At 71.7% G+C, this 25694-nt stretch carries 22 protein-coding genes; 10 read left to right on the top strand and 12 right to left on the bottom strand.

From position 1 onward, the window contains the following. Window positions 1-43: 43 nt before the first annotated feature. Entirely contained in the window at window positions 44-2716 is a 2673-nt protein-coding gene (locus tag AC5RVZ_RS04730) for a phosphoenolpyruvate carboxylase (RefSeq protein WP_494064604.1), read from the top strand. Between the two features lie 59 nt (window positions 2717-2775). Next, complete coding sequence (locus tag AC5RVZ_RS04725) at window positions 2776-2946, top strand: hypothetical protein (protein ID WP_494064603.1); 171 nt, start codon at window positions 2776-2778, stop codon at window positions 2944-2946. 47 nt (window positions 2947-2993) lie between these two features. On the opposite strand, the gene AC5RVZ_RS04720 is transcribed toward AC5RVZ_RS04725, so the two are convergent. Then, window positions 2994-3593, bottom strand: coding sequence for a gamma carbonic anhydrase family protein (locus tag AC5RVZ_RS04720; RefSeq protein WP_494064602.1), 600 nt, complete (start codon window positions 3591-3593; stop codon window positions 2994-2996). 210 nt (window positions 3594-3803) lie between these two features. Here AC5RVZ_RS04720 and gdhA point away from each other — a divergent pair, with 210 nt between their 5' ends. After that, window positions 3804-5162 (top strand): NADP-specific glutamate dehydrogenase, encoded by a 1359-nt coding sequence (gene gdhA / locus AC5RVZ_RS04715; protein ID WP_494064601.1) that lies wholly within the window; start codon window positions 3804-3806, stop codon window positions 5160-5162. A 42-nt stretch (window positions 5163-5204) separates the two neighbouring features. After that, entirely contained in the window at window positions 5205-5909 is a 705-nt protein-coding gene (locus AC5RVZ_RS04710; RefSeq protein WP_494064600.1) for a class I SAM-dependent methyltransferase, read from the top strand. A 27-nt stretch (window positions 5910-5936) separates the two neighbouring features. Here the strand turns inward: AC5RVZ_RS04710 and mfd are convergent, their stop codons facing one another. Further along, window positions 5937-9587, bottom strand: coding sequence for a transcription-repair coupling factor (mfd, locus tag AC5RVZ_RS04705; protein ID WP_494064599.1), 3651 nt, complete (start codon window positions 9585-9587; stop codon window positions 5937-5939). A 63-nt stretch (window positions 9588-9650) separates the two neighbouring features. Between mfd and AC5RVZ_RS04700 the strand changes: the two genes are divergently transcribed. Continuing rightward, complete coding sequence (locus AC5RVZ_RS04700) at window positions 9651-10238, top strand: hypothetical protein (RefSeq protein WP_494064598.1); 588 nt, start codon at window positions 9651-9653, stop codon at window positions 10236-10238. A gap of 61 nt (window positions 10239-10299) precedes the next feature. Here the strand turns inward: AC5RVZ_RS04700 and pth are convergent, their stop codons facing one another. Both pth and AC5RVZ_RS04690 read right to left on the bottom strand, forming a co-directional pair. Next, the gene (pth, locus tag AC5RVZ_RS04695; protein ID WP_494064597.1) at window positions 10300-10884 is read right to left on the bottom strand and encodes an aminoacyl-tRNA hydrolase; all 585 of its coding nucleotides are present in this window, start codon (window positions 10882-10884) and stop codon (window positions 10300-10302) included. 98 nt (window positions 10885-10982) lie between these two features. Beyond that, complete coding sequence (locus AC5RVZ_RS04690; protein ID WP_494064596.1) at window positions 10983-11609, bottom strand: 50S ribosomal protein L25/general stress protein Ctc; 627 nt, start codon at window positions 11607-11609, stop codon at window positions 10983-10985. A 252-nt stretch (window positions 11610-11861) separates the two neighbouring features. Between AC5RVZ_RS04690 and AC5RVZ_RS04685 the strand changes: the two genes are divergently transcribed. Beyond that, window positions 11862-11990 (top strand): hypothetical protein, encoded by a 129-nt coding sequence (locus AC5RVZ_RS04685; RefSeq protein ID WP_494064595.1) that lies wholly within the window; start codon window positions 11862-11864, stop codon window positions 11988-11990. Here the strand turns inward: AC5RVZ_RS04685 and AC5RVZ_RS04680 are convergent. From AC5RVZ_RS04680 to AC5RVZ_RS04670, 3 genes are read right to left on the bottom strand one after another with little or no spacing between them, the layout of a single operon-like run. Next, window positions 11978-13024, bottom strand: coding sequence for a zinc-binding dehydrogenase (locus AC5RVZ_RS04680; protein ID WP_494064594.1), 1047 nt, complete (start codon window positions 13022-13024; stop codon window positions 11978-11980). The two genes, AC5RVZ_RS04685 and AC5RVZ_RS04680, sit on opposite strands and share 13 nt — an antisense overlap. Window positions 13025-13046: 22 nt before the next feature. Then, entirely contained in the window at window positions 13047-13814 is a 768-nt protein-coding gene (locus tag AC5RVZ_RS04675) for an SDR family oxidoreductase (protein WP_494064593.1), read from the bottom strand. Between the two features lie 43 nt (window positions 13815-13857). Beyond that, a complete protein-coding gene (locus tag AC5RVZ_RS04670; protein ID WP_494064592.1) occupies window positions 13858-15246 on the bottom strand; it encodes a GntP family permease in 1389 nt (462 codons plus the stop codon). A 162-nt stretch (window positions 15247-15408) separates the two neighbouring features. On the opposite strand from AC5RVZ_RS04670, the gene AC5RVZ_RS04665 reads away from it, so the two are divergent. Further along, window positions 15409-16104 (top strand): FadR/GntR family transcriptional regulator, encoded by a 696-nt coding sequence (locus tag AC5RVZ_RS04665; protein WP_494064591.1) that lies wholly within the window; start codon window positions 15409-15411, stop codon window positions 16102-16104. Here the strand turns inward: AC5RVZ_RS04665 and AC5RVZ_RS04660 are convergent. Further along, complete coding sequence (locus AC5RVZ_RS04660) at window positions 16088-17047, bottom strand: phosphoglycerate dehydrogenase (RefSeq protein WP_494064590.1); 960 nt, start codon at window positions 17045-17047, stop codon at window positions 16088-16090. The genes AC5RVZ_RS04665 and AC5RVZ_RS04660 overlap by 17 nt on opposite strands. Continuing rightward, entirely contained in the window at window positions 17044-18483 is a 1440-nt protein-coding gene (locus tag AC5RVZ_RS04655; RefSeq protein WP_494064589.1) for a gluconokinase, read from the bottom strand. The genes AC5RVZ_RS04660 and AC5RVZ_RS04655 overlap by 4 nt, the downstream gene beginning before the upstream one ends. Window positions 18484-18576: 93 nt before the next feature. On the opposite strand from AC5RVZ_RS04655, the gene eda reads away from it, so the two are divergent. Continuing rightward, window positions 18577-19251, top strand: coding sequence for a bifunctional 4-hydroxy-2-oxoglutarate aldolase/2-dehydro-3-deoxy-phosphogluconate aldolase (gene eda, locus AC5RVZ_RS04650; protein ID WP_494064588.1), 675 nt, complete (start codon window positions 18577-18579; stop codon window positions 19249-19251). 230 nt (window positions 19252-19481) lie between these two features. Further along, on the top strand, window positions 19482-20927 hold the full coding sequence (gene gnd / locus AC5RVZ_RS04645) for an NADP-dependent phosphogluconate dehydrogenase (protein WP_494064739.1): 1446 nt from the start codon (window positions 19482-19484) through the stop codon (window positions 20925-20927). Between the two features lie 70 nt (window positions 20928-20997). Here gnd and AC5RVZ_RS04640 read toward each other — a convergent pair whose 3' ends face one another. Continuing rightward, entirely contained in the window at window positions 20998-22323 is a 1326-nt protein-coding gene (locus AC5RVZ_RS04640; RefSeq protein ID WP_494064587.1) for an FAD-binding oxidoreductase, read from the bottom strand. Window positions 22324-22389: 66 nt separating this feature from the next. Between AC5RVZ_RS04640 and AC5RVZ_RS04635 the strand changes: the two genes are divergently transcribed. Beyond that, entirely contained in the window at window positions 22390-23379 is a 990-nt protein-coding gene (locus tag AC5RVZ_RS04635) for an SDR family oxidoreductase (RefSeq protein ID WP_494064586.1), read from the top strand. Window positions 23380-23382: 3 nt separating this feature from the next. On the opposite strand, the gene AC5RVZ_RS04630 is transcribed toward AC5RVZ_RS04635, so the two are convergent. Then, window positions 23383-24108 (bottom strand): ABC transporter ATP-binding protein, encoded by a 726-nt coding sequence (locus tag AC5RVZ_RS04630; RefSeq protein WP_494064585.1) that lies wholly within the window; start codon window positions 24106-24108, stop codon window positions 23383-23385. 62 nt (window positions 24109-24170) lie between these two features. After that, window positions 24171-25649 (bottom strand): ABC transporter permease, encoded by a 1479-nt coding sequence (locus AC5RVZ_RS04625; RefSeq protein ID WP_494064584.1) that lies wholly within the window; start codon window positions 25647-25649, stop codon window positions 24171-24173. Between the last annotated feature and the right edge of the window lie 45 nt (window positions 25650-25694).

The raw sequence follows: 25694 nt of genomic DNA, 5'->3' as shown, positions 1-25694 counted from the left end.
CTCGCGTCGTTCCGGCCTTCCCGAGCCCGGATAGCCTGGAGCGATGCGCGAACTGACCCGAACCGAAGCGATCGACCTCGTGGGCCGCTACGAGGCGGAGCAGGAGATTCCCGAGCGCATGCGCGCCGACGTGCGCATGCTGGGCGCACTGCTGGGCCGCGTCCTGCGCGAGAGCGGCTCGCCTGGTCTGTACGAGGACGTCGAACGCCTGCGCACCGCGACGATCCAGGCGTACACGGACGAGACGCCCGAGGCGTTCGCGCGTGCGGCGGCGATCGCGGATTCGTTCACGGTCGCCCGCGCCGAAGAGGTGGCACGCGCCTTCACCGCCTATTTCCACCTGGTCAACCTCGCGGAGGAGCACCAGCGCGTGCGGGTCCTGCGCGAGCGCGACGGCCGGCCCGACCGAGAGCACGCGACCGATTCGGTCGCGGCGGCGTTCGTGCGTCTGGCCGCGGAGGTGGGCGACGACACCGCGCTCGCACGGCTGCAGCGCATGCGCTTCCACCCCGTGTTCACCGCGCATCCGACGGAGGCCCGGCGGCGCGCGGTCTCGTCGAGCATCCGGCGGCTCGCGACGCTGCTCGAGGAGCACGACGCGTCACTGCGCAACGGCGCCGACGAGCGGCGCGCCGAGCGGCGCATGCTCGAGGAGATCGACACCCTGTGGCGCACCGCTCCGCTCCGGCCCGAGAAGCCGTCGCCGGTCGACGAGGTGCGCGCTGTGATGGCGGTGTTCGACGAGACGCTGTTCACCGCGGTCCCCCACGTGTACCGCCGCGTCGATGACGCGCTGCAGGGCCCGGCAGCCGGCGGACGCGCACCGATCGTGCGGCCCTTCGTCCGCGTGGGCTCGTGGGTGGGCGGCGACCGAGACGGCAACCCGTTCGTGACGGCGTCGGTCACGCGCAAGGCCGCCAAGATCGCCAGCGAGCACGTGCTGCTGGGCCTGGAGAATGCGGCCAGCCGCATCGGCCGCACCCTCACGCTCGACGCCACCACGACGCCGCCGAGCGCCGAGCTGATGGCGCTGTGGCACCGGCTCAGGGCCGCCGACGAGGACGCCGCGAACGAGATCGCCAAGCGCAGCCCCGACGAACCCCACCGCCGCATCCTGCTGCTCATCGCCCGCAAGATCGCCGCGACGCGTGAGCGCAACGCCGATCTGGCGTACGGCGACCCGGAGCATCTGCTGGCAGACCTTCGCACCGTGCAGGACTCCCTCGTCGCCGCCGGCGCGTCGCGGCAGGCGTACGGGCACCTGCAGCAGCTGCTGTGGCAGGTCGAGAGCTACGGGTTCCATCTCACCGAACTGGAGGTGCGTCAGCACTCCGCCGTGCACGCGAAGGTGCTGGCCGAGCTCGATGCGGGCGGGCCGCGGTCCGAGCTGACCGAAGAGGTGCTCGAGGTGTTCCGGACGATCGGCTTCCTGCAGGAGCGCTACGGACCGCGCGCCGCGGGCCGCTACATCGTCTCGTTCACCCGGTCGGCCGACGACCTCGCGGCCGTCCACCGCCTCGCCCGCTACGCCGTCGGGCCGGACGGCACTCCGCCCGTGCTCGATGTCATCCCGCTGTTCGAGACCTTCGCCGACCTGCAGGCCGCCCCGCGCATCCTCGCCGAGATCGCGCTGCACCCCGAGTTCGCCGCGCGGCTGGAGGCCACCGGCCGCCGGCTGGAGGTCATGCTCGGCTACTCCGACTCCTCCAAGGACGTCGGCCCGGTGGCGGCGAACCTCGCACTGTACGAAGCGCAGGCCGCGATCTCGGCCTGGGCGCGCGAGAACCGCATCGAGCTGACGCTTTTCCACGGCCGCGGCGGGGCGCTCGGACGCGGCGGCGGCCCGGCGAACTCCGCGATCCTGGCCCAACCGCCGCACTCCGTCGACGGCCGGTTCAAGCTGACCGAGCAGGGCGAGGTCATCTTCGCCCGCTACGGCGACCCGGCGATCGCGATGCGTCACATCGACCAGGTCGCCGCGGCGATCCTGCTCGCCTCGGCCCCGTCGAACGAGGAGCGCAACCGTGCCGCCGCGGAGCGCTACGCGCCGGTCGCCGCGACGATGGACGCGGCATCCCGTGAGCGATTCTTCTCGCTCGTGAAGGCGCCGGGGTTCGCGCCGTGGTTCGCTCGCGTGACGCCGATGGAGGAGATCGGCCTGCTCGCCCTGGGCTCGCGTCCGGCGCGCCGGGGGCTGTCGGTCGAGTCGCTCGAGGACCTGCGCGCCATCCCGTGGGTGTTCGCGTGGACGCAGGCCCGCATCAACCTCGCCGGCTGGTTCGGACTGGGAACGGCCCTCGAGGCGGTCGGCGACGAAGTGCTGCTGCAGACCGCGTACACGGAGTGGCCGCTGTTCCGCACGCTGATCGACAACGTCGCGATGAGCCTGGCGAAGGCCGACGACCGGATCGCCCGTCACTATCTCGAGCTCGGCGACCGCGAGGACCTCGCGGCGCTCGTGCGCGAAGAGATGGCGCTGACGCGCTCATGGGTGATCCGCGTGACAGGCGGCACCGAGCTGCTGGGCAACAAGCCGGTGCTCCAGCGCGCCGTGAAGATGCGCAGCCCGTACGTCGACGCACTGTCCCTGCTGCAGCTGCGGGCTCTGCGCGCCCTGCGTGAGGCCCCGGAGGGAGCGCCGGTGGACCCCGAGCAGCAGCGGCTCCTGCTGCTGTCGGTCAGCGGCGTCGCCGCGGGCCTGCAGAACACCGGGTGAGTCGCGACGCGCCGCGCGTCGCTTCCAGTCCTCTCGCGTGGCGGAGTTACGGTGGCGCCATGGCAGGAATGATCGTCACCGAAGTCTGCCCCGGCTGCGGGTCGCTCGAGGTGCGAGCCGGCGAGCCGGGCTGGTTCCGCGTCGAGCTCGACCGTCGCGCCGACCTCGACGACGGCGTGCTCGAGCGCCTCGAGTTCGAGTGCCGGGACTGCCGACTCGTGTGGGGCTGACGACCGGCACGGCGTGATGCGACGTCGGCGCCGGCGCTCGAGCGTCGTCAGTCCAGGCGCCGGTCGTCCGCGTGGCGGGCGAGGCTGCGGCCGTAGCGCTCGGTGAGCTGCACCATCAGGTCAGGCGTCTCGCGATCCAGACCGAAGACGTAGCCCGGGAAGTCCAGCTCGCGCTGGGCGGCCCAGATCTCCTCGTGCCGGTCCGGGGAGAGGATCCGGACGGGATCGCCGACGGCGACCCAGCCGATCGGAACGACGCTCTCGGGAGGGAGCGTGGTGCGCAGGTGCACCACGGCGTTGATGCGCACCTCGCTGCGCGCGCCGATCCGGGCGCCGTTGAACACGCGCGTGCCCGTGGCGAGGAACACCTCCTCCTCGATCACCGCACCCGAGACGCTCGCCATCGGGCCGATCAGCACGTGGTCGCCGACGTGCACGGGGTTGGTAGATGTGGAGCGGATGAGCGCGTTCTCCATCACGATGACGCTCTCGCCGAGCGTGAGCGCTCCCCCTTCGGCGGTGATCACCGCGCCGTGCAGGATCCGGCAGCCGGCGCCGATGCGCACGTCGCCGCTGATCACGGCCGTCGCCGCGACGACGGCATCCGGATGGATGCGGGGCTGGGCCCCGAGGTGCTGAAAGCGCATCGGTCCTCCTCGGTGGGCGCCAGCGTAGCGCGACCGGACCCGCACTCGTCACACCCCATTCCGAGCGCGTTAGGCTGTACTCTCCGAGCCGCGCGTTCGCCGCGCGACCCGGCCGCCTCGCGATCCGCGTGGCGGCGGGATGCCCCGCGACCCGCGAGGCTCTCCATGGCTGCGGACGTCCCCGTCTTCCGGAAAGAAAGCTCCACCTCCGTGACCGACACTCTCGTCGCCCTTCCCTCTGCCGTCCGTGACGTCTTCGACACCGTGCTGGCGCGCAACCCGCACGAGCCGGAGTTCCAGCAGGCCGTGCACGAAGTGCTCGACTCGATCGTCCCCGTCCTCGAGCGCCACCCGGAGTTCGTCGACGGCGGCATCGTCGAGCGCATCGTCGAGCCCGAGCGGCAGATCCTCTTCCGCGTGCCGTGGATCGACGATGCGGGGCGGCTGCAGGTCAACCGCGGATTCCGCGTGCAGTTCTCCTCGGTGCTCGGCCCGTACAAGGGCGGTCTGCGCTTCCACTCGTCGGTGAACCTGTCGATCATCAAGTTCCTCGGCTTCGAGCAGATCTTCAAGAACGCCCTCACCGGGCAGGGCATCGGCGGCGCCAAGGGCGGCAGCGACTTCGACCCGCACGGGCGGTCGGATGCCGAGATCATGCGCTTCTGCCAGTCGTTCATGAACGAGCTCTACCGTCACCTCGGCGAGCACACCGACGTCCCCGCCGGAGACATCGGCGTGGGCGCCCGCGAGATCGGCTACCTGTTCGGTCAGTACCGCAAGATCACCAACCGCCACGAGTCGGGCATGTTCACCGGCAAGGGCGTGCAGTGGGGCGGCGCCGAGGTGCGCACCGAGGCGACCGGCTACGGCGCGGTCTTCTTCGTGCAGAACATGCTCGGCGTCCACGGCGAGTCGATCGCCGGCCGCCGCGTGGCGGTGTCGGGGTCGGGCAACGTCGCGATCTACGCGATCGACAAGATCCATCAGCTGGGAGGCATCCCGGTGACCGCGTCGGACTCCTCCGGGTACGTCGTCGACGACGCCGGCATCGACGTCGGGCTGCTTCGCGAGGTCAAGGAGGTCGAGCGCGCCCGCATCGCCGAGTACGCGGCGCGCCGCCCCGGTGCCCGCTTCGTCGAGGGAGCCCGGCCGTGGGAGGTCCCCGTCGACATCGCGATCCCGTCGGCGACGCAGAACGAGCTGGACGAGGACGACGCGGCGGCGCTGATCGGCGGCGGCATCCGTGCGGTCGCGGAAGGCGCGAACATGCCGTCCACCCCGGCCGCCGTCGCGGCGTTCCACGACGCCGGCGTCCTGTTCGGGCCCGGAAAGGCCGCCAACGCCGGCGGTGTGGCGACGTCCGCGCTCGAGATGAGCCAGAACGCGTCACGCCAGCGGTGGAGCTTCACCGACAGCGAGGACAAGCTCCGCGCGATCATGACGGACGTGCACGACGCGGCTTTCCATGCCGCCGAGCGCTACGGGCGTCCGGGCGACTACGTCGTCGGCGCGAACGCCGCCGGCTTCGAGCGCGTGGCGCACGCCATGCTCGCGCAGGGCGTCATCTGACCGCAGCCGGACGGGGTGGGCCCGCCGATCGTAGAATCGAGTGTGCGTGCCGCGACGCTCGATGAGCTCTTCGAACTGCTCGACCGACGATTCGCCGAGCGGGAGGGCGGCGACCGGACGAGCGCTTCGGCGGCCGAATTCTGGGAGGAGCTGCTTCAGCGCGACGGCCACCCGCTGAACACCGACCGCCCCGACGAGCCGCTCGTCGACTGGCATGAGCGTGGCCTGCTCGGCACGCTCTCCGGCGCCCGCGTCCTGGACGTCGGCTGCGGGAACGGCCGCAACGGCGGATGGCTCGCCGAGCGCGGGGCCGAGGTCGTCGGCATCGACCTCGCCGCGGCCCTGCTGGATGCGGTTCGCCCCACGCTGCCCGCGCGCATGACCGTGCAAGCCGTCGACGTGCTGCGCGACGAGCTGCCGAGGGGCCCGTTCGACCTGATCTACGATTCGGGGTGCTTCCACCATCTCGCCCCTCACCGCCGCTTCACGTACCTCGAGCGCGTGATGCCCCTCCTCGCGCCGGGGGGTCGCTACGGGATCGTGGCGTTCTCCCACGAGCGTCAGCCCAGTCCCGGCGACGCCGACATCCTCGCTTCCGGAGACACCGCCGGCGGCACCTCGTTCCTGCTCGAGGACCTCGAGCGGATCTTCCGGCCGTGGCAGCCCCTCGAGCTGCGCCCGGTGAGACCCGACGTCGACGGCGCCTTCGGATACGACTTCCTCAACGCCGGTCTGTTCCGGGCCTGACCGCCTCCGCCGGGCCTCAGCCCGGCCTCACGCTCGAGCAGCGGCCTCCGACGTGGCATCCGATTCGGCCTTCTTCGGCGGCCACAGCTGATCCAGCAGCTGCGCCACCCACGCGATGAGCTCGCCGTCGCGGAGCACTTCGCCGCCGGCGGACGGCAGCGGCACGACCAGCGCCTCTCCCCCCGCCAGCAGCTTCGCCTTCGGGTACAGCCGCTGCAGGCGGACCCGCATGGAGTCCGGGAGGTTGGCCGGCGCGAGGCGCAGGTTCGGACCCATGGCCACGACGTCGCCGAGGCCCGCCTGACCCGCGCGCCGCCGCAGGCGTGCGACGGCGATCAGCCCGTCGACCTCGGCCGGCGGGTCGCCGTAGCGGTCGGCCAGCTCCTCGAGCACGGCGTCGATCGCGTCGTCGGAGGCCGTGACGGAGGCGGCGGCCGACAGCTTCTGGTAGGCCTCGAGGCGCAGGCGCTCGCTGTCGATGTACGACTCGGGAATGCGCGCCTCGACCGGCAGCTCCAGGCGGAGCTCCGTCGGGCCCTCCGCCTCCTCGCCGCGGAACGTCGCGACGGCCTCGCCGATCATGCGCAGATACAGGTCGAAGCCGACACCGGCGATGTGACCGGCCTGCTCGGCTCCCAGGAGGTTCCCCGCGCCGCGGATCTCGAGGTCCTTCAGGGCGACCTGCATGCCCGACCCCAGGTCGTTGTTGACGGCGATGGTCTCGAGGCGGTCGGCCGCCGTCTCGGACAGCGGCTTGTTCTCGTCGTAGAGGAAGTACGCGTACGCACGCTCGCGGGCTCGTCCCACGCGGCCGCGCAGCTGGTGCAGCTGCGACAGTCCGTACTTGTCCGCGCGGTCGATGATGATCGTGTTGGCGTTGGAGATGTCCAGGCCCGTCTCGACGATCGTGGTGCACACCAGCACATCGGCGCGGCGCTCCCAGAAATCGTCGACGACCTGCTCGAGCTGGTGCTCGCCCATCTGGCCGTGGGCGACCGCGATGCGCGCCTCGGGCACGAGCTCGGCCAGATGCGCAGCCACCCGCTGGATCGACGACACGCGATTGTGCACGTAGAACACCTGGCCCTCGCGCAGCAGCTCGCGGCGGATGGCCGCGGCGATCTGCTTGTCGTTGCGGGGCCCGACGTACGACAGGATCGGATGCCTGTCCTCGGGCGGCGTCTGCAGCGTCGACATCTCGCGGATGCCGGTGACCGCCATCTCGAGCGTGCGCGGGATGGGCGTCGCGCTCATGGCCAGGATGTCGACGTTCGTCTTCAGCTTCTTCAGCGCGTCCTTGTGCTCGACGCCGAACCGCTGCTCCTCGTCGATGATGAGCAGGCCGAGGTCCTTGAACACGACCTTCTCGGTGAGGATGCGGTGCGTGCCGATGACCATGTCGATCGTGCCGTCGGCGAGCCCGGCGACCACCTCGCGGGCCTGCTTGTCGGTCTGGAAGCGCGACAGTGCGCGCACCTTGACGGGGAAGCCCGCGAAGCGCTCGGTGAAGGTCTCGAGGTGCTGCTTGACCAGCAGCGTCGTGGGCACGAGCATCGCGACCTGCTTGCCGTCCTGGATGGCCTTGAACGCGGCGCGGACGGCCACCTCGGTCTTGCCGAAGCCGACGTCGCCCGAGAGCAGCCGGTCCATCGGGATCGGCTTCTCCATGTCGGCCTTGATCTCGTCGATGGTCTGCAGCTGATCGGGGGTCTCGGCGAAGGGGAACGCCTCCTCCAGCTCGCGCTGCCACGGCGTGTCGGGGCCGAAGGCGTGCCCTCGGGCCGCCATGCGCGCCGAGTACAGCTTGACCAGCTCGACGGCGATGTCGCGCACGGCTTTGCGAGCCCGGCTCTTGGCCTGCGCCCAGTCGCTGCCGCCCATCTTCGACAGCGTCGGCGCCTCGCCGCCGACGTAGCGCGACAGCAGGTCGAGCTGATCGGTCGGCACGAACAGCTTGTCGCCGGGATAGCCGCGCTTGGAGGGCGCGTATTCCAGGACCAGATACTCGCGGGTGCTCTTGACGGCGTTGCGTCCGCCGGTCGACACCTCGCGCTGCGTCAGCTCCACGAACCTGCCGATGCCGTGTGTGGCATGCACGACATAGTCCCCGGCTTTCAGCTGCAGCGGGTCGACCACGGCCTTGCGCCGCGACGCCAGCTTCTTGACCACCCGATTGTCGCCGCCGATGGTGCGGCCGTAGAACTCGGTCTCGGTGAGGACCGCCAGTCGAGCCTCGTGGGACTCGAATCCGCGCTCGAGAGCGCAGGGGACGAGGAGGGCGACCCCCGGGTCGGGGGCGTCCGTCACCGCGTCGACCCTGCGGGCGGCGATCCCGCGCTCGGCGAGCACATCCCGGGCGCGCTCGACCAGACCCGTGCCGGATGCTGCGACCACGACGCGCCAGCCGGCGGCGAGCAGCTCCCCCACATGGGCGGTCGCACCGTCGACGTTGCCGTGGAACGACGGGACCGCCGTTGCGGGCACGCGGATCGTCGCCGCCGCTTCGAGCGCGACGTCGATGTCGTCATCGGCTCGCGCCTGCTGCGCCTCGCGGAGCTCGGCTACGGCATCCGCTTCGCCGGAGTCGAAAGCGCTCAGCGTCCACCACACGCCCTCGCGGGCGTGCGCGGCCTCGCGCAGCTCGGGAAGGGTCAGGAAGTCGCCCGCTCCGAGATCGACGGGCGTCTTCGCGCCCGCGGTCGCGGCGCTCCACGCGGCCTCGAGGAACTCGCGGTTGGTATCGCCGAGCGTGATGGCGCGTGTCACGGACCGCTCGGGATCGATGAGCGCGACCGCGGATGCGCGCGGCAGATAGTCCACCAGAGTCACCAGTCGGTCCACGACTGCGGGAAGGAGAGACTCCATGCCTTCGACCGGGATGCCCGCGGACATCTTCTCGAGCATGCCGGCCAGGCCCGGGAACTCGTCCTTCAGCTGCCGCGCACGACCCCGCACCGCGTCGGTGAGCAGCAGCTCGCGACTGGGCAGCAGCGAGACCTCGCGCACATCGCCCGGGAGGGACCGCTGATCGGCCACCGAGAACGCGCGGATCTCGTCCACCTCGTCGCCGAAGAACTCCACGCGGTAGGGGTGCGGGGCGGTGGGAGGGAAGACGTCGAGGATGCCGCCGCGCACGGCGAACTCGCCGCGCCGCGACACCATGTCGACGCGCTGATAGGCCAGGTCCACCAGGCGCGCGGCCACATCGCCCAGGTCGTGCCCGCGAGCGCCCGCGACCAGGTCGATCGCCGCGGCGTCGGTGAGACCGGCCGCGAGCGGCTGGATCGCCGATCGGACGGAGGCCGTCACGACGAGCGGCGAATCGCCGTCCCACGCGGCGATGCGCCCCAGCACCGCGAGACGCGTTCCGACCGTCTCGGCGCTCGGGCTCAGGCGCTCGTGCGGCAGCGTCTCCCATGCCGGGAAGTGCAGGACCTCCGCGCCGGGAAGCAGGGCTTCCACCGCGGGTCCGAGCGACTCGGCGCGGCGCCCGGTGGGCGCGACGAGTAGGACCGCCGGCGGCTTGCCCGCCGCGCGTCGGCGCTCCACGAGCGCTGCCAGCAGCGGTGCGTCCAGACCCTCGACCAGCGAGAAGTCGGCGTCGACGGATGCCGCGGCGACGGCATCCCGGAACGGCTCAGCGTGTTCGAGGGCGCGCACGATCCCGGGAACTGTCACCGCACGAGTCTACGTCGCGCGCCGACGCCTCGGCGGCGGTCGCCCGGCTTCTAGGATGAGACCGTGACCGACGCCCCCGAGCCCCGCACTCCCCCGGCCGGCCACGGACCGTCGACGACGCCCGTTCCGCCCGGCGGCTTCGCGCCGCCCGGCGGCTTCCCGCAGCAGCGCGCGTACGCCCCGCCGGCCGGGTACCCGGTGCCCGCCGGATACGGCCCGGTCGCCGGATCTCCGACGGGACCGCTCGGAGGTGCGGCGGCGCCGCGCCCGCCTGTCACCGGTCGCGTGGCGCTCATCCTGGCACTCGCCGCCACCGTCGGCGCGGCGCTGATGGGCGCGCTCGCGGCGTTCAACATCGGGCTCGGCGCAGGACGCGAGATGGCAGTGCGGCCGTTCGCAGCGGACTTCGACTGGTCGATCCTCACCCCGGTGCGGGACTGGGTGCTCCTGGCCGAGGTGTCCTTCTGGATGGGCACGGTCCTGGGCGTCTGGGCATTCGTGCAGGGCATCGTCGCGATCGCGACCGCGCGGGGAAGAGGACCGGGCATCGCGGCCGTCGTCATCTCGGCGCTCGGCCCCGTCGCATTCGCCGTCGTGGTCCAGGCGCTGGTCACCGCCGGGTTCGCCTCGGGCAACGGCGTCACCGCCTGACGGGTCGACGTCCGCGCCGACCGCCGCCCGATCGCGGCGACGAGCGACGACCTCGCGGGATTCAGACCCGCGGGGCGTGATGCTTCTGCTGAGCGGTGACGAGGCCTTCCTCGACGAGGAGCTCGACGGCGTCCGCCGCGTCGCCGACGAGGATCGGCAGGTTCTTGCGCTCGGCGGGCCCGAACGGGTCGAGCACCCAGTCCGCCGGATCCTGGCGGCCGTTCGGGCGTCCGATCCCCACGCGCACACGGGCGAACGCCGTGGAATCCAGAGCCTTGGCCACATCCCGCACGCCGTTGTGCCCGCCGTGTCCGCCGCCGGCCTTGAGCTTGATGGTGTCGAAGGGGATGTCGAGCTCGTCGTGCACGACGACGACATGCTCGGGAGCGATGCCGTAGAACCTCGTCAGTCCGGCGACCGGCCCGCCGGAGACGTTCATGAAGGTGTTCGGCTTGGCGAGGACGAGCTTGGCGCCGCCCGGACGCAGCCACGTCTCCGCCACACGCGCGTTGGCCTTGTGCGCTCGGAATGCCTCGCCCCGCCGCGCCGCCAGCTCATCCACGACCAGCTGCCCGACGTTGTGGCGGGTCAGCTCGTAGCGCGGTCCGGGATTGCCCAGCCCGACGATCAGCCACGTCTGTGCCATGAGTCCATCCTGTTCTGCGCGCGCGTGCCCCGCGGCGCGCCCCCTCACAACGCGGCGAGGGGGCGCGGCATCCGCACCCCCTCGCTCACAGCTGTGGCTTACTCTCCGGCAGCCTCTCCGGACTGCTCGGCGGCGACCTCGGCGTCGGCCGCGGCGATCTCGTCCTCCGCGGCGAGGGTGGCGGCCGGAACCGAGACGGCGACCACGAGGAGCTCGGGGTCCGCGGCCAGCGAAGCGCCGCGGGGCAGCTTCAGCTCGGCGGCGGTGATGTGCGTGCCGTCCTCGAGACCCTCGACGTCGACCTCGATGTGCTCGGGGATGTCCGTGGCCTCGACCTCGAGCGCGATGGTCTGCGCGTCGAGCGTGGCGATCGTGCCCGAGACGGGCTCGCCGACGACGACGACGGGCACCTCCACCTGGAGCTTCTCGCCCCGCTGCACCACGAGCAGGTCGATGTGCTCGATGATCTGGTGCACCGGGTCCTTCTGCACGTCCTTGACGAGGGTCAGGTGCTGCGTGCCGGCGATGTCGAGCTCGAGCAGCGCGTTGGCGCGGCGGACCAGCAGCGACACCTGGTGGCCGGGGAGCGCGACGTGGACGGGGTCGGTGCCGTGACCGTAGATGACGGCGGGGATCTTGCCGGCTGCGCGGAGGCGGCGGGCGAAGCCCTTGCCGAAGTTCTCGCGGATCTCGGCCTGGACTCGGGTGTCAAGCTCGGTCGACATGGTTGCTCCTTGCGGGCCGCTGGCCCGTTCGATCGGAGGCTCGCTCGGTGGCGGGCCTGGTATGGGGGGTCTGTTCTCGACTCGAACGCGCGTGCGTGAGGAAAGCCGCCAGGCCTGCATCACCGCGTCGATCACGGATGCCGCAGCCCGCCGCGTACGCCGGGCGCGAGGCATCCCTCGCCGAAGTTCGCTCCGAGTCTACCAGCGCGCCCGGTACGATGAGAACGAACCCGAGACACGACGGAGGACCCGATGGAGTTCGAGCACGGCTTCTGGTCGCACGCGCTGCTGTGGCTGATCGGCGGCATCACCGCCGTCGGCTGGATCGGGACGATGCTGGCGTTCTGGGGACTGGGCCGCCAGGCGTACTACAAGGACTGACCGGCGTCCGGGCCGGTTCGCTCTTCCGGCCACACGGCGACGATGACCTTGCCCGAGGCGCGCGAGTCCTTCGCGAGAGCGAAGGCCGCTTCGAGGTCGTCGGCGGATGCCTCGTGGGTGACCACCCGCTCGATCTCGGGATTCTCGTCCAGCAGCACGATCGCCTGATCGATCTCGTCCTTGAACCGGAAGGTGCCGTACCAGCGCAGCTCCTTCGAGATGAAGGGCGCGATGTTGATCGGACGCGCTTCGTCGGGCACCATGCCCACCTGCACGACCGTCCCCGCCTGCCGCGCCGCCCTGAGCGCGGTCGAGATCGACGCCGCCGCCCCGGAGCACTCCAGCACGACGTCGTACGCGCTGTCGGGCACCTGATCGCGGGTGACGTCGATCGTGTGCGCGGCGCCGAGGGCCGCGGCGCGTTCGAGCGGCTCGGCCAGGACGTCGGTCGCCGTGATCTCAGCGGCGCCGGCGATCCGCGCCGCGGCGACGGCGAGGAGTCCGATGGGCCCGGACCCCGTCACCAGCACACGACGCCCACGGACGTCGCCGGCCTTGGACAGACCGTGCAGCGCGACCGCGAGCGGTTCGGCGAGCACGGCCCGCCGCACCGGAAGGGACGCTGGCAGCGGGCGGACCATGGCGCGATCGACCAGGAGGTGCTCGACGAGGGCCCCCTGCGTGTGCGGCCACGTCGACGCGCTGCCGAGGTACGCCCCGCCCGGCCACAGATGCGGGTCGTCGGGGAAGTCGGGGTGCGGCTGACCGAAGGTCGCGGGGTGGACGGTGACCGGCGTCCCGGGCTCCCACTCCCCGGCGGGATCGAAGTCGACGCGCCCGGACACCTCGTGCCCGGGGCTCAGCGGCTCCCGCACCACGAACGCGCCGTTGGCGCCTTCGAAGTAGTAGTGCAGGTCCGAGCCGCAGATGCCGACGTAGTCGATGCGGATGCGCACCTGGTCGCTGGTGGGCTCGGGAACGGGGACGTCCTCCACGCGGATGGATCGGGGACCGTCGATGAATGCTGCGCGCATGCTGCTCTCCTGAAGGCGCGGGTCACACGACGGCGGTCATGCCGCCGTCGACGAAGAGGTTCTGGCCCGAGACGAAGCTCGAGGCATCCGAGACGAGGAAGCGCAGGGCGCCGTCGAGCTCGGAGAAGTGGCCCCAGCGCTGCGCCGGGGTGCGCTGGACGAGCCACGAGGTGAAGGCCTCGTCCTCGACGAGGTCGCGGTTCATCTCGGTGGCGAAGTAGCCCGGCGACAGCGCGTTGACCTGGATGCCGTGGCGGGCAAGGTCCGCCGCCATGCCCTTGGTCAGCTGCGCGATGCCGCCCTTGGACGCCGAGTACGGCGCGATCGTCTGGCGCGCCAGCAGCGACTGGACCGAGGCGATGTTGACGATCTTGCCCGAGCCGCGCTCGATCATCCCCGGAGCGACGAAGCGGGACACGTAGAAGGCGCCGCTGAGGTTCGCGGCGATGATGTTGTCCCAGTCGGCGACCGAGAACTCCGCGATCGGCGCCCGGCGCTGCACCCCGGCGTTGTTCACGAGGATGTCCGGCACACCGAAGCGGGCGACGAGGTCGGCGACGCCGGCCTCCACCGCCGCCGCATCGGTCACGTCGAACGAGACCGATGCGGCGGGTCGACCCGAGAGCTCCGCCGCCTCCGCCGCCGTCGCCTCCGCCGCCGCCGCGTCCCGGCCGTGCACGATGACGCGCGCTCCCGCACGGGCCAGGCCCAGAGCGAGGGAGCGCCCGAGCCCGCGGGTGGAGCCGGTGACGAGGGCGAGGCGGTCGGAGACGTCGAAGAGGTCGGTCATGAGAGGGATCTCCAGGTGACGGTGGATGGAAGAGGCCGGTGGATCAGAACAGCGAGCCGACGGCGAAGACGATCAGCACGAGACCGAACGCCAGCACCGACTCGATGGTCTGCTGCACGGTCCACGTCTTCAGCGTCGTCTTGACGTCCATGCCCATGAGCCGGCCGACGAGCCAGAAGCCGGAGTCGTTGACGTGACCGGCGAACACCGAGCCCGCGGCGGTGGCGAGCGTGATCGCCGCGACCTGGACCGGGTTGAAGTCGCCGGCGATGACGGCGGGCGCCGCGAGACCGGCGGCGGTCACGAGGGCGACCGTGGCGGAGCCCTGCGCGAGGCGGATGACGACCGCGATGATGTACGCCGCCACGATGACCGGCAGTCCCATCGCGCCGAGGGTGTCGGCGAGGGCGTCGCCGATGCCCGAGGCGCGCAGGACCGCACCGAACATGCCGCCGGCGCCGGTGATGAGGATGACCGAGGCCACGGGGCCCAGCGCCGAGTCGACGAGCTTCTCCAGCGCCGTGCCGTTCTCGCCGCGGCGGGTGCCGAGGACGAACATCGCCACGAGCACGGTGATCAGGAGGGCCACCGGCGAGTTGCCCAGCAGCACGAGCAGCTGCACCCAGAGCGCGTCGGCCGACACCGCGCCGATCGTCGAGAGGGTCGTCAGCCCGGTGTTGAGGAAGATGAGGAACATCGGCAGGAGCAGCAGCAGGATGACCGTGCGCGGCTTCGGCGGGTTGACCGGCTGGTCCTCGTCGATCTCGCCGAAGAGGGTGGGCACCGGAAGGGGCAGACGCGCGGCGATGAACCTGCCCCACAGGTAGCCGGACACGTACCAGACGGGGAAGGCGATCAGCAGGCCCACCAGCAGCACGATGCCGAGGTTCGCGCCGTACAGCTCGGTCGCCGTGACGGGACCCGGGTGCGGCGGCAGGAACACGTGCATCACCGAGAAGGCGGCGGCGGCCGGGATGCCGAAGAGAAGCACGTTCCCCTTGGACACGCGACGGGCCACGGCGAAGACGATGGGCAGCATCATGACCAGGCCCGCGTCGAAGAACATCGGGAAGCCGAGGATCAGCGAGGCGATGCCGAGGGCGAACGGCGCGCGCTTCTCGCCGAAGATGTCGACGAACTTGTCCGCCAGCGCCTTCGCGCCGCCGGAGTGCTCGATCAGTCGGCCCAGCATGGCCCCGAGCGCCACCAGCAGCGCGACGGTGCCCAGGGTGGCGCCCAGTCCATCCGTCAGGGTCTTGGCGATCACCCCCACCGGGATCTGCGCGGCGATCGCCGTCAGCAGCGACACGATGATCAGCGTCAGGAAGGCGTGGACCTTGAAGACGATGATCAGCAGCAGGATGAGTGCGATCGCTCCTGCTGCGATGAGCAGAAGCGGTGCGGTCCCCAGGGTCTGGGTCCAATCTTCCATCGGCGTTTCTCCATTGACGTTCCGGAGCGCACCGGCGTTCTCGCCGGTGCTCCGCGTGTACTATGCGAGCGGCTCGGCGGGTCTCCCCGCGCAGGCCATAGCGATCTAAGCACAAAGATCGTATCTTTACTAACAGAACATCGTATTTGTCAGGAGTGGGCCGTGGCACAGGCATCGCACGACTCGGTGCTGGACGATCTCGGCGTCCGGATCGCCTCCGGCGCGCTCGCGCCGGGCACCGTGCTGACGCTCGCGGGGCTCGAGACGGACTATCGCGTCTCGCGGACCGTGATCCGCGAGGCCGTCCGGGTGCTCGAGGCGATGGGGATGCTGGCATCCCGGCGCCGGGTGGGCGTGACGGTGCAGCCGATGACGTCGTGGAGCGCGCTGGACACGCGTCTGATCGGCTGGCAGCTGGCGGGTCCTCGCCGCGCACAGCAGCTCGTGGTGGTGACCGAGCTGCGTGCCGCGATCGAGCCGGTCGCCGCCCGGCTCAGCGCCGTGCGCGCGAGCGACGTGCAGAGGGCCGAGATCATGCGGCTCGCGACGCTCCTCGAGCAGCTGGGACACGACGGCCGTGGCGACTCCGAGGAGTACCTCGCCGCCGACATCGCGTTCCACGACCTCATCCTGGACGCGAGCGGCAACCTGATGCTGGCGGCGACGAAGCAGGCGATCGCCGCCGTCATCGCCGGCCGGTCCCGCGTCGGTCTCACCCCGCCCGTCCCCGACAGCGAGGCGCTGCACAATCACGTGCAGACCGCCGCGGCGATCGCCCGCGGCGACGCGCAGGCCGCGGAGCATCACACGCGGCGCTACGTCGACGCGGTGCTGGCCGAGGTCAGGCAGTCGCCCTGACGGCGTTCGCCGACACGCCGCCGCCGAGCACCGTGAGCAGGTCCGCGATGGACTGCGCGGCGACACGGGCGACGGCCTCGGAGGTGTGCGCACCGCTGTGCGGCGTGGAGACCACGTGGGGATGCCCCACCAGCGGCGACGCCGACGGCGGCTCGGTCTCGTAGGCGTCGAGCGCGACGCCGAAGAGCCGGCCCTCGTCCAGCGCGCGACGCGCGGCGTCCTCGTCGATCAGGCCCCCGCGCGCGGTGTTGACGACGATGGCGCGGTCGGGCAGGAGATCCAGACGTCGCTCGTCGATGAGGTGGCGCGTCTGCGGGGTCAGCGGAACGTGCAGACTCACCACGTCGCTGCGCCGGCACAGGTCGTCCAGCTCGCACCGCTCCACGCCGGCCGCCTCGAACGCGTCGTCCGGCAGCATCGGATCGTACGCGACGACCGCCATGCCGATGCCTCGCGCGCGCTCGGCGACGAGCCGGCCGATGGCGCCGAATCCGACGACCCCCATCACGCCTCCGGTGAGCTCCCGGCCCTCGCGCCGTGGCCACTCCCCCGCTCGCACCCCGGCGTCCAGCAGCGGGATGCCGCGTGCCACGGCGAATGCCAGACCGATGGCAAGCTCCGCCACCGCGAGGGCGTTCGCCCCCGGCGCGCGGGTCACCACGATGCCGCGCTCGGCCGCCACGGCGAGGTCGACGTTGTCGACGCCGACCCCGTAGCGGGCCACGACGCGCAGCGTGTCGGCGGCGCGCAGCGCCCGCGCACCGAAGTCGTCCACGCCGGCGAGCACGCCGTCGACGCCGGGGAGGACTGCGATCAGCTCATCCTCGGTCATGGGCCGGCCGAACGGGTTGAACACGACCTCGTCGACCGCTTCCCGCAGCGCGTCGAGCACCGGCGCGTCGGGGTTGCGGCACAGGGAGGTGGGCGTGACGAGCACCTTCATCGGGCGGCCTCCGTTCCGGGGCGTGTCTGCGAGTAGTGGTCGAGATACCGGGCGAACCCGGCGTCGTACTGCTCCCGGCGCTCGAGGCGGGGCTGGATTCGGCGCGGCCGGCGGCCGTCGAACGCGGGGTGCTGCGCGGGCAGACCCGCGGCGATGAGGCCCATGCGGACGGCGCCGGTCACCGAGCTGTGCTGCAGCGGCGACACCTCCATCTCCTGACCGAACACGTCGGCCGTCAGCTGGGTCCAGAAAGGCGAGGACAGGACGCCGCCGGAGAGGATGATGCGCCGGGGCATCCCGTTGAGGGCGGTCAGCTCCTTGAAGCAGTGGTACAACGAGAAGACGATGCCCTCGAGCACCGCCTGGTACATGTCGGCACGGCCGTGGTGGGGCTGAAGCTCGACCAGACCACCACGTCGCTGGTCCTGCCAGCCCGGGCTGCGCTCGCCGAAGAGGAACGGCAGGAAGACGGGAAGGTCGTCCCGGTCCGCCGACAGCAGCGGCTCGATCTCGGAGTAGTCCGTGCTCAGTCCGAACAGGCGCTCGCGCGCCCAGTCGACGCAGTTGCCGCACCCGGAGGTGGCTGCGCCGCTGAGCGCTCCCAGCGGCGACCGGTACGACCAGGTGCTGAGAGCGGGCGAGAACGCGGGATGGCGCGTCGCGACCCGGAGGGCCCCGCTCGTGCCCATCGAGAAGGTCATGTCGCCCGGCTCGGTGGCGAGGTCCCCGACCTGGCTGAGCCCGCCGTCCGGGCCGGGCATCAGCACGGGGATGCCCGCCTTCAGACCGAGCAGGACGGCGGCCTCGGGTGACAGCGGCGCCGTCGCGGTGCTCTCGCGCAGCTCCGGCAGCCCGAGCTCGGTCAGTCCCAGGCGGGCACGGACGTCGGCATCCCACGTGAGCGTGTCGGCGGCGAGCAGTCCCGTGCCCGAAGCCAGGGACGGGGTGGTCGCGACCTCGCCGGTCAGTCGCGCGAAGTTGAGGGACGGCTGGTCCATCGCGGTCAGCCCGTCCAGGGACAGGCCCTGCTCCTTGAGGTACATGGCCTTGAACGCCGGATAGATCGCGTTGACCATGCACCCCGTGCGCTCGTAGAACCACCACGTGAACTCGTGATCCGTCCGCTCGCGCGCCGAGAGGTCCTGGGCGCTCGTGTCCGGCCACTCGCGCACCGGCGTGACCGCCCGCAGGTCGCGGTCCATCAGCGTCAAGCCATGCCAGGTGCCGCTGAGGACGATCATGTCCACCGGCTGCCCGGCCGCGCTCTCGCGGCCGAGGGCCATCGTCTGCGTGTAGATCGCGTCGGGGTCGCGCACCGACGAGTCGGGCCCGGGCACCTCGAACCGTCGGCTCCGCACGGCCACGCTTCCGCTGTCGGTGTCGAACAGCAGCGTCTTGGCCGATGTCGTGCTGGATTCCAGGGCGAGAATGATCATGTCGGTGTCCGTCGTCGGTGGTTCACAGACCGTGGAGCCTGCGCTCCAAATGATATGATCTTTTCCCTCAGCGTCCCACCCCCGAAGGCGGATATGAGCATTCTCGAGCGCATCTCACTGGCCGCGATCGTTCCGGTCGTCGTCGCGGACTCGGCACAGGAGGGAGCGGCCATCGCCGACGCCCTCGCATCGGGCGGCCTGCCCGTCGCCGAGGTGACCTTCCGCACCCCCGCCGCTCGCGACGCCATCGCCCGCATCGCCGAACGCGGCGACATCCTGCTGGGCGCCGGGACTGTCACCACGTCGAAGCAGGTGGACGATGCGGTGACCGCCGGCGCGCAGTACATCGTGTCGCCGGGCACCTCGCGCGCCGTGATCGAGCGCGCCCTCGAGCACGGCGTGCCCGTGCTCCCGGGTGCCGTCACCGCGTCCGAGATCCAGACGGTGCTGGAGCTGGGGCTGTCGACCGTCAAGTTCTTCCCGGCGCAGACCTCCGGCGGCGCTGCCGCCATCCGGGCGCTCGCCGCGCCGTTCGGCGATGTGACGTTCCTCCCGACCGGCGGCGTCGGACCGGCCAACCTCGCCGACTACCTCGCGATCCCGCAGGTGGTCGCCGTCGGCGGCTCGTGGATGCTGCCGGCGTCGGCGATCGCGCGCGGCGCGTGGTCGGAGGTCACGGCTGCCACCGGCGAGGCGGTCGCCCTCGCTGCGCGCCTGCGGCCCCGCTCGGCGGGCGCCGACACCGCGGCGGCGCGCGTCGCCCGCTGACGCGCGACGTAACACCCGAACGCCAGACTCTAGGCTGAGAACGACCCCCGACGAATCCAGGAGAGCGTGTGTCCTCGAACGATCTTTCGCTGCACGGCGATCAGGCCCGAACGAACATCTCGACCGATCAGGACCAGGCGCCTGACGAAGCGGCGATCGCTCACGAGGGGGCCCCGGCACCGGAGGACGTGGCTCGTCCCACGCCCGAGCCGCAGGGACCTGCTGCCCCGGTGACGGCGACGGCGAACATCGGCGTGGTCGGCCTGGCCGTGATGGGCTCCAACCTCGCCCGCAACCTCGCCAGCCGTGAGGGCAACACCGTGGCGATCTTCAACCGCAGCCGCGTCAAGACCGACGCCGTGCTCGCCGAGCACCCCGAGGCGGAGTTCGTGCCGGCGTACTCGTACGAGGAGTTCGCCGCGTCGCTGCAGAAGCCGCGCACCGCCGTGATCATGGTCAAGGCGGGACCGGCGACGGATGCGGTCATCGATGCGCTGGTGCAGGTCTTCGAGCCGGGCGACATCATCGTCGACGGCGGCAACGCCCTGTTCAGCGACACCATCCGGCGCGAGAAGGCGGTCCGCGAGACCGGCATCAACTTCGTCGGCATGGGCGTCTCCGGCGGCGAGGAGGGCGCCCTCCTCGGGCCGTCGCTCATGCCCGGCGGCTCGGACGAGTCCTGGATCACCCTCGGGCCGATCCTGAAGTCCATCGCGGCAGTCGCCGAGGGCGAGCCGTGCGTGACGCACGTCGGCCACGACGGCGCCGGGCACTTCGTGAAGATGGTGCACAACGGCATCGAGTACGCCGACATGCAGCTGATCGCCGAGGCGTACGACCTCATCCGCCGCGGCACCGGCAAGAGCCCGGCCGAGATCGCCGAGGTGTTCGCCGAGTGGAACCGCGGCGAGCTGGAGTCGTACCTCATCGAGATCACGGCCGAGGTGCTGCGCCAGACCGACGCCGCCACCGGGCGGCCGCTCGTGGACGTCATCGTCGACCAGGCCGGCGCCAAGGGCACCGGCGCGTGGACGGTGCAGACCGCGCTGTCGCTGGGCGTCCCGGTGTCCGGCATCGCCGAGGCCACCTTCGCCCGGTCGCTGTCGTCGCACCCCGAGCAGCGCGCGGTCTCCCGCGACCTGCCCGGCCCGGTGGAGGCGCTGCAGGTCGAGGATGTCGACGCGTTCATCGAGGACGTGCGCCTGGCGCTGTACGCGTCGAAGATCGTCGCCTACAGCCAGGGCTTCGACGAGATCCGCGCCGGCGCGGCCGAGTACGGCTGGAACATCGACCTCGGCCAGGTCGCGAAGATCTGGCGCGGCGGGTGCATCATCCGCGCGCAGTTCCTCAACCGCATCACCGACGCGTACGCGCAGACGCCCGACCTGCCCGTGCTGCTGACCGCGCCCTACTTCGTCGACGCCCTCGGCCGCGCCCAGGACGCCTGGCGCCGGATCGTCTCGACGGCCGCGACCGCCGGCATCCCGGCACCGGCGTTCTCCTCCTCGCTGGCCTACTACGACGGCCTCCGCGCCGAGCGGCTCCCCGCCGCCCTCATCCAGGGTCAGCGCGACTTCTTCGGCGCCCACACCTACCGCCGCATCGACAAGGACGGCACCTTCCACACGCTGTGGTCCGGCGACCGCACCGAGGTCGAGGCCGAAGACACCCACTGACGGGACGGCGCGCGACGCCGACCCGCATGCGCGGAGGGCGGGCTCCCCCGGGGAGCCCGCCCTCCTCGTGTCAGGCGGGCACGACGTTGTGGTTCCGGCAGAAGAGGTTCGCCGGATCCCACTCCCGCTTGACCGCCGCCAGCCGCGCCATCGTCTCGGGCGGGTACATGCGCTGGACCCACGAGCGATCCGTCGACGTGGTGAAGTTGCCGTACACGCCCGCGCCGCGGGCCTCGATGGCGTCCCACGCAGCCAGGATGTCGGCGCGCCGGGCGTCGTCGAGCATGCCGGGGATGTCGAACGCACCTGCCATCGCGAACCACGTCGCGTCGCGCGCGGGGAAGGGCGTGGCGTCCTGGGCGACGTCACCGAACGCGCCGCCCAGCGAGCGCAGGAAGAGCACCGAGGCCGGGTTCTGCTCGTGGAAGGACACCAGCGCGTCGATCGTGCCCTCATCGAGGTCGTGAAGCAGCGTGTTCCCGCCCACGAACCCCGGCATCGGCTGCTCGGGATCGAACTCCGGCACCTCGAGCAGGACGTCCGGATAGCTCTTGACCCCCAGTTCCCGCACGCTGATGCCGGGGGCATCCAGCAGCGGCGCCAGGGCGGTGCGCGCGGCCTGCTCGTCGGTTCCGATCCACACCGCGGTGAGGGATGCGCCGGCGGGCGCACTGGGGTCCATGGCTGGCACGTCCATGTAGGTGACGGTCAGCTCGCGCGGGGCGGCGGCGAGGACGTCGCGCACCATCCGCAGCGCGGTCCGCACGTCGCCGTCGATGCCGAGCGTCGCGAACACGACCCCGTCGAGGGGGTGTGCCTCGAAGTCGAAGCGCGTGACGACCCCGAAGTTGCCGCCGCCGCCGCGCAGCGCCCACAGCAGGTCGGGATGCGAGGACTCGGAGACCTCCACCACCTCGCCGCGCGCGGTGACCACCTGCGCGCCGACGAGCTGGTCAGCTGCCAGTCCCCATGCGCGCACCATCCAGCCGATGCCCCCGCCCAGGGTGAGGCCCCCGACGCCGACCGACGCGGTGTCGCCGGAGCTGATGCCCAGGCCGTGCCGGGCGAGGGTGCGCGCCACGTCGCCCCAGTGCGCGCCGCCGCCGACGCGCACCCGCGTGCCGTCGACGGTCACGTCGGCGAGGGCCGAGATGTCGATGGTGAGGCCGCCGGGAAGGGTGCCCCAGGCGCTGTGACCGCCGCTGCGAACCAGGATCTCCAGCCGCTCGGCCGCGGCGTAGCGGAGGGCGCCACGGACGTCGTCGACCGAGGAGACGCGGATCACGGCGGCGGGCTCGCCGATGCCGGAGTGGAAGCGGCGGGCGGCGTCCCAGTCGGGATCGCCGGGACGGATGACGGTACCGCCGGTGGCGGTGGAGAGCTCGTCGAGTGTCATGCGCGTCACACTAGCGACGGCGGCGGACAGACGACAGGGCCCAGACGTGCCCGTAGGCTCGTCGTCGTGACGAGCATCCTGTACATCGGCGGCACCGGCACGATCAGCGCGGCCTGCGTGCGCAGGTCCGTCGCCGTGGGACACGACGTCACCGTGCTCAATCGCGGCACCGGCCGGCGCCCGCTCCCCGATGGGGTGCGGCGGATCGAGGCCGATGTGCACGATCGCGACGCTGTGCGCGACGCGCTCGCGGATGCCGCGTTCGACGTCGTGGCGCAGTTCCTGGCGTTCACCCCCGATCAGGTCGCGGCGGATCTGGAGCTGTTCGAAGGCCGCACCGGGCAGTACGTCTTCATCAGCTCCGCCTCGGCCTATGAAAAGCCCCCGCGCCGGCTCCCCGTGACGGAGTCGACGCCGCTGCGCAACCCGTTCTGGCGCTACTCCCGCGACAAGATCGCGTGCGAGGACCTGCTGGTGGCGGCCCACCGCGAGCGCGGGCTCCCGGTGACGATCATCCGCCCCTCCCACACGTACGACGAGCGGATGCTGCCCACGCTCGGCGGGTGGACCGACATCGCCCGCATGCGGGCGGGCAGGCCCGTCGTGATCCACGGCGACGGCACGAGCCTGTGGACCATCACCCACAGCGACGACTTCGCGGTCGCCTTCACCGGGCTCGTGGCCAATCCCGCCGCGATCGGCGACGCCTTCACCATCACCGGCAGCCACGCGCCCACGTGGAACCAGATCTACGGGTGGCTCGCGGACGCGGCCGGCGTCGCGGCGCCGGAGTTCGTCCACGTCGCCTCGGAGACCATCGCCGCCTTGGCGCCGGACCTCGGGCCCACGCTCATCGGCGACAAGGCCCACTCGATGCTGTTCGATGTCTCGAAGGTGACCGCGCTCGTGCCCGACTTCCGCACGACCATCACCTTCGACGAGGGTGCACGGCGGATCCTCGCCCACTACGACGCCCACCCGGACCAGCAGCGCGTGGACGCGGACCGCGATGCGCTGTTCGATCGCATCGCGGCCCACGCCCGCAGCGCCGGGTGACCATCAGCGGGTGATGTCCCGCACCGCTCCCTTCTCCAGTCGCAGACGGCGACGGGCGCGGCGGGCGACCGCGGAGTCGTGCGTGACCACGATCAGGGTGAGCCCCTCGTCGTTGAGCGCCTGCAGCAGGTCGAGGATGTCGTCGCGCATGCTCTCATCCAGATTGCCGGTGGGCTCGTCTGCCAGCAGCACACGCGGCCGCTTGACGATCGCCCGCGCGATGGCCACCCGCTGCTGCTGACCGCCGGACAGCTCCCCCGGACGGTGGCCAGCGCGGTCGGCCAGACCCACGTGGGCCAGCGCCTCGCGCACGCGCGCGGCGCGCTCGTCAGCGGCAAGCCGCAGCGGCTCGAGCGCCATGTCGACGTTCTCGTGCGCGGTGAGCGTCGGGATGAGGTTGAAGCCCTGGAACACGAAGCCGATCTCATGGGCGCGGATCCGGCTCAGCGCGGCGCCGCCCGCCGTCGCGATGTCGATGTCGCCGAGTGCGACCGAACCGCTGGTCGGCCGGTCGAGCGCCCCGAGCAGCTGCAGCAGCGTGGACTTGCCGCCGCCGGTCGGGCCCTGGATGGTCACGAAGTCGCCTTCGTGGATGTCGAGGTCGACGCCGTCCAGCGCCGTCACGGCACGCCCCTTACCGGTGTACGTGCGGGTCACGCCCGCCAGTCGGAAGAGCACTGCGGGCGCGGCATCCGGCTCCGCTTCGAAGCCGGTGTCGGTGAGGGTCATAGTCTGTCCTTTCGTCGTGGTGCGGGATACGGCATCCCGCTGCGGCGTGGGCGTGACGCCTGTCATCCGACCGCTCGCAGCGCCTCGGCGGGGCTGAGGCGGGCGGCGCGCCAGCCGCCGAACGCGCCGGCCACCAGGCCGCCGAGGATCGCGATCCCGACGGCGGCGACGACGACCCACGGCGTGACCGGCGCGTGCAGCACGATCTCGCTCGCACCCTGCGGGGACAGGACGTCGGCCAGTCCTCCTCCCCCGGGCGCGGCACCGCCCGCCGGGCCGCCCTGACCGGGGCCGAGGACGTCGGCCAAGGGCGCGCTGGAGATCGTCGGCGCCAGAAGGTTGATCGCGAGGATGCCGCCGAAGCCGAGCACGAGTCCGACGGCGCCACCGAGGAGCCCCTGCACGGCCGACTCCCCGGCCACCTGCCCGACGACGCGGCCGTTCGACCAGCCGATGGCTTTGAGCGTGCCGAACTCCCTCGTGCGACGGGAGATGCCCGAGATGGTGAAGAGGACCGCGAGCCCGAGGGCGACCGCCAGCACGACAAGCGAGAGCCACGTGCCGAGGTTCGTGATGAGCGAAGACGCGCTGGCGAGGGATCCCGACACCGTCGAGGCGAGCTCGGACTGCGAGCTCACCGTCGCGTCGGGCAGCGCCTCCTCCAGGTCCGCCTGCACCTCGGCGATGGCGTCGGACGACGACGCCCGGACGTACACGGTCGAGACGACATCTCCGGCACCCGACAGCGTCTGCGCCACATCGAGGGGGATGTAGACGTTCGATGCCGTGTCGGCCGCGTCGGACGTCGATGCGGCGATGCCGACGACCTCGAACTGCTCGCCGCCGATGTCGAGCGCGTCTCCGACCGTCAGCTCCGCACCCGACGCGTAGGTCGCATCCAGCACGGCGACGTGCTCGCCCGCGTCCGAGGCCTCCACCGCCCTGCCCTGCGTGATCTCGACCGCCGAGAGAGGGCCCACGTCGGCACCGGACGGATCGATTCCGAGCACGGTGAAGGAGTCGACCCCGAACGAGCCGCCGCCGAAGCCGCCCTGCCCGGCGTCGGCGCTCGGCGGCGCCTGGTCGGATGTGACCTGGTCGTCTCCGTCGGCGGGCCGCTGCGGCAGTTTGCCCGAGAACGTCATGTTCGTCAGGCTGAGGGCGGCCGAGGCTGCGGCCACCCCGTCGATGTCCGTCACCGTCTCGAGCACGCCGGCGTCGAGGGTCGCGCGCATCGGCTCGGTGACCAGGCGCGACTGGCTGAGTTCCGTCGTCCCGTCCTCACCTGCCTGGCCGCTGTCCTCGCCGAACTCGAAACGCTGCATCCGGCCCTCGCCCGGCGCCGCCGTCGCGCCGGTGACGGTGAGGTCCGTGCCGACGCCGTACACCGAGTCCAGGGCCTCGGACTGCGCGTCGCGCACACCGGCGGCGAGCGCGTTCACCACCATCACGAGCGCGATGGCGATCGCCAGCCCGGCCGCCACGATGATCGTCTGCTTCTTGCGGCCGAGCAGTTCCTGCCGCAGATACCGTCCGTACATGTGTCTCCTCCCGCCGGATCGGATGCCGGCTGTCGAGACGGTAGG

The sequence above is a fragment of the Arthrobacter sp. Cza30 genome (assembly GCF_059090765.1).
The sequence above is the reverse complement of the archived record's forward strand: the minus strand, read 5'-3'. Positions and strand labels throughout refer to the sequence as shown.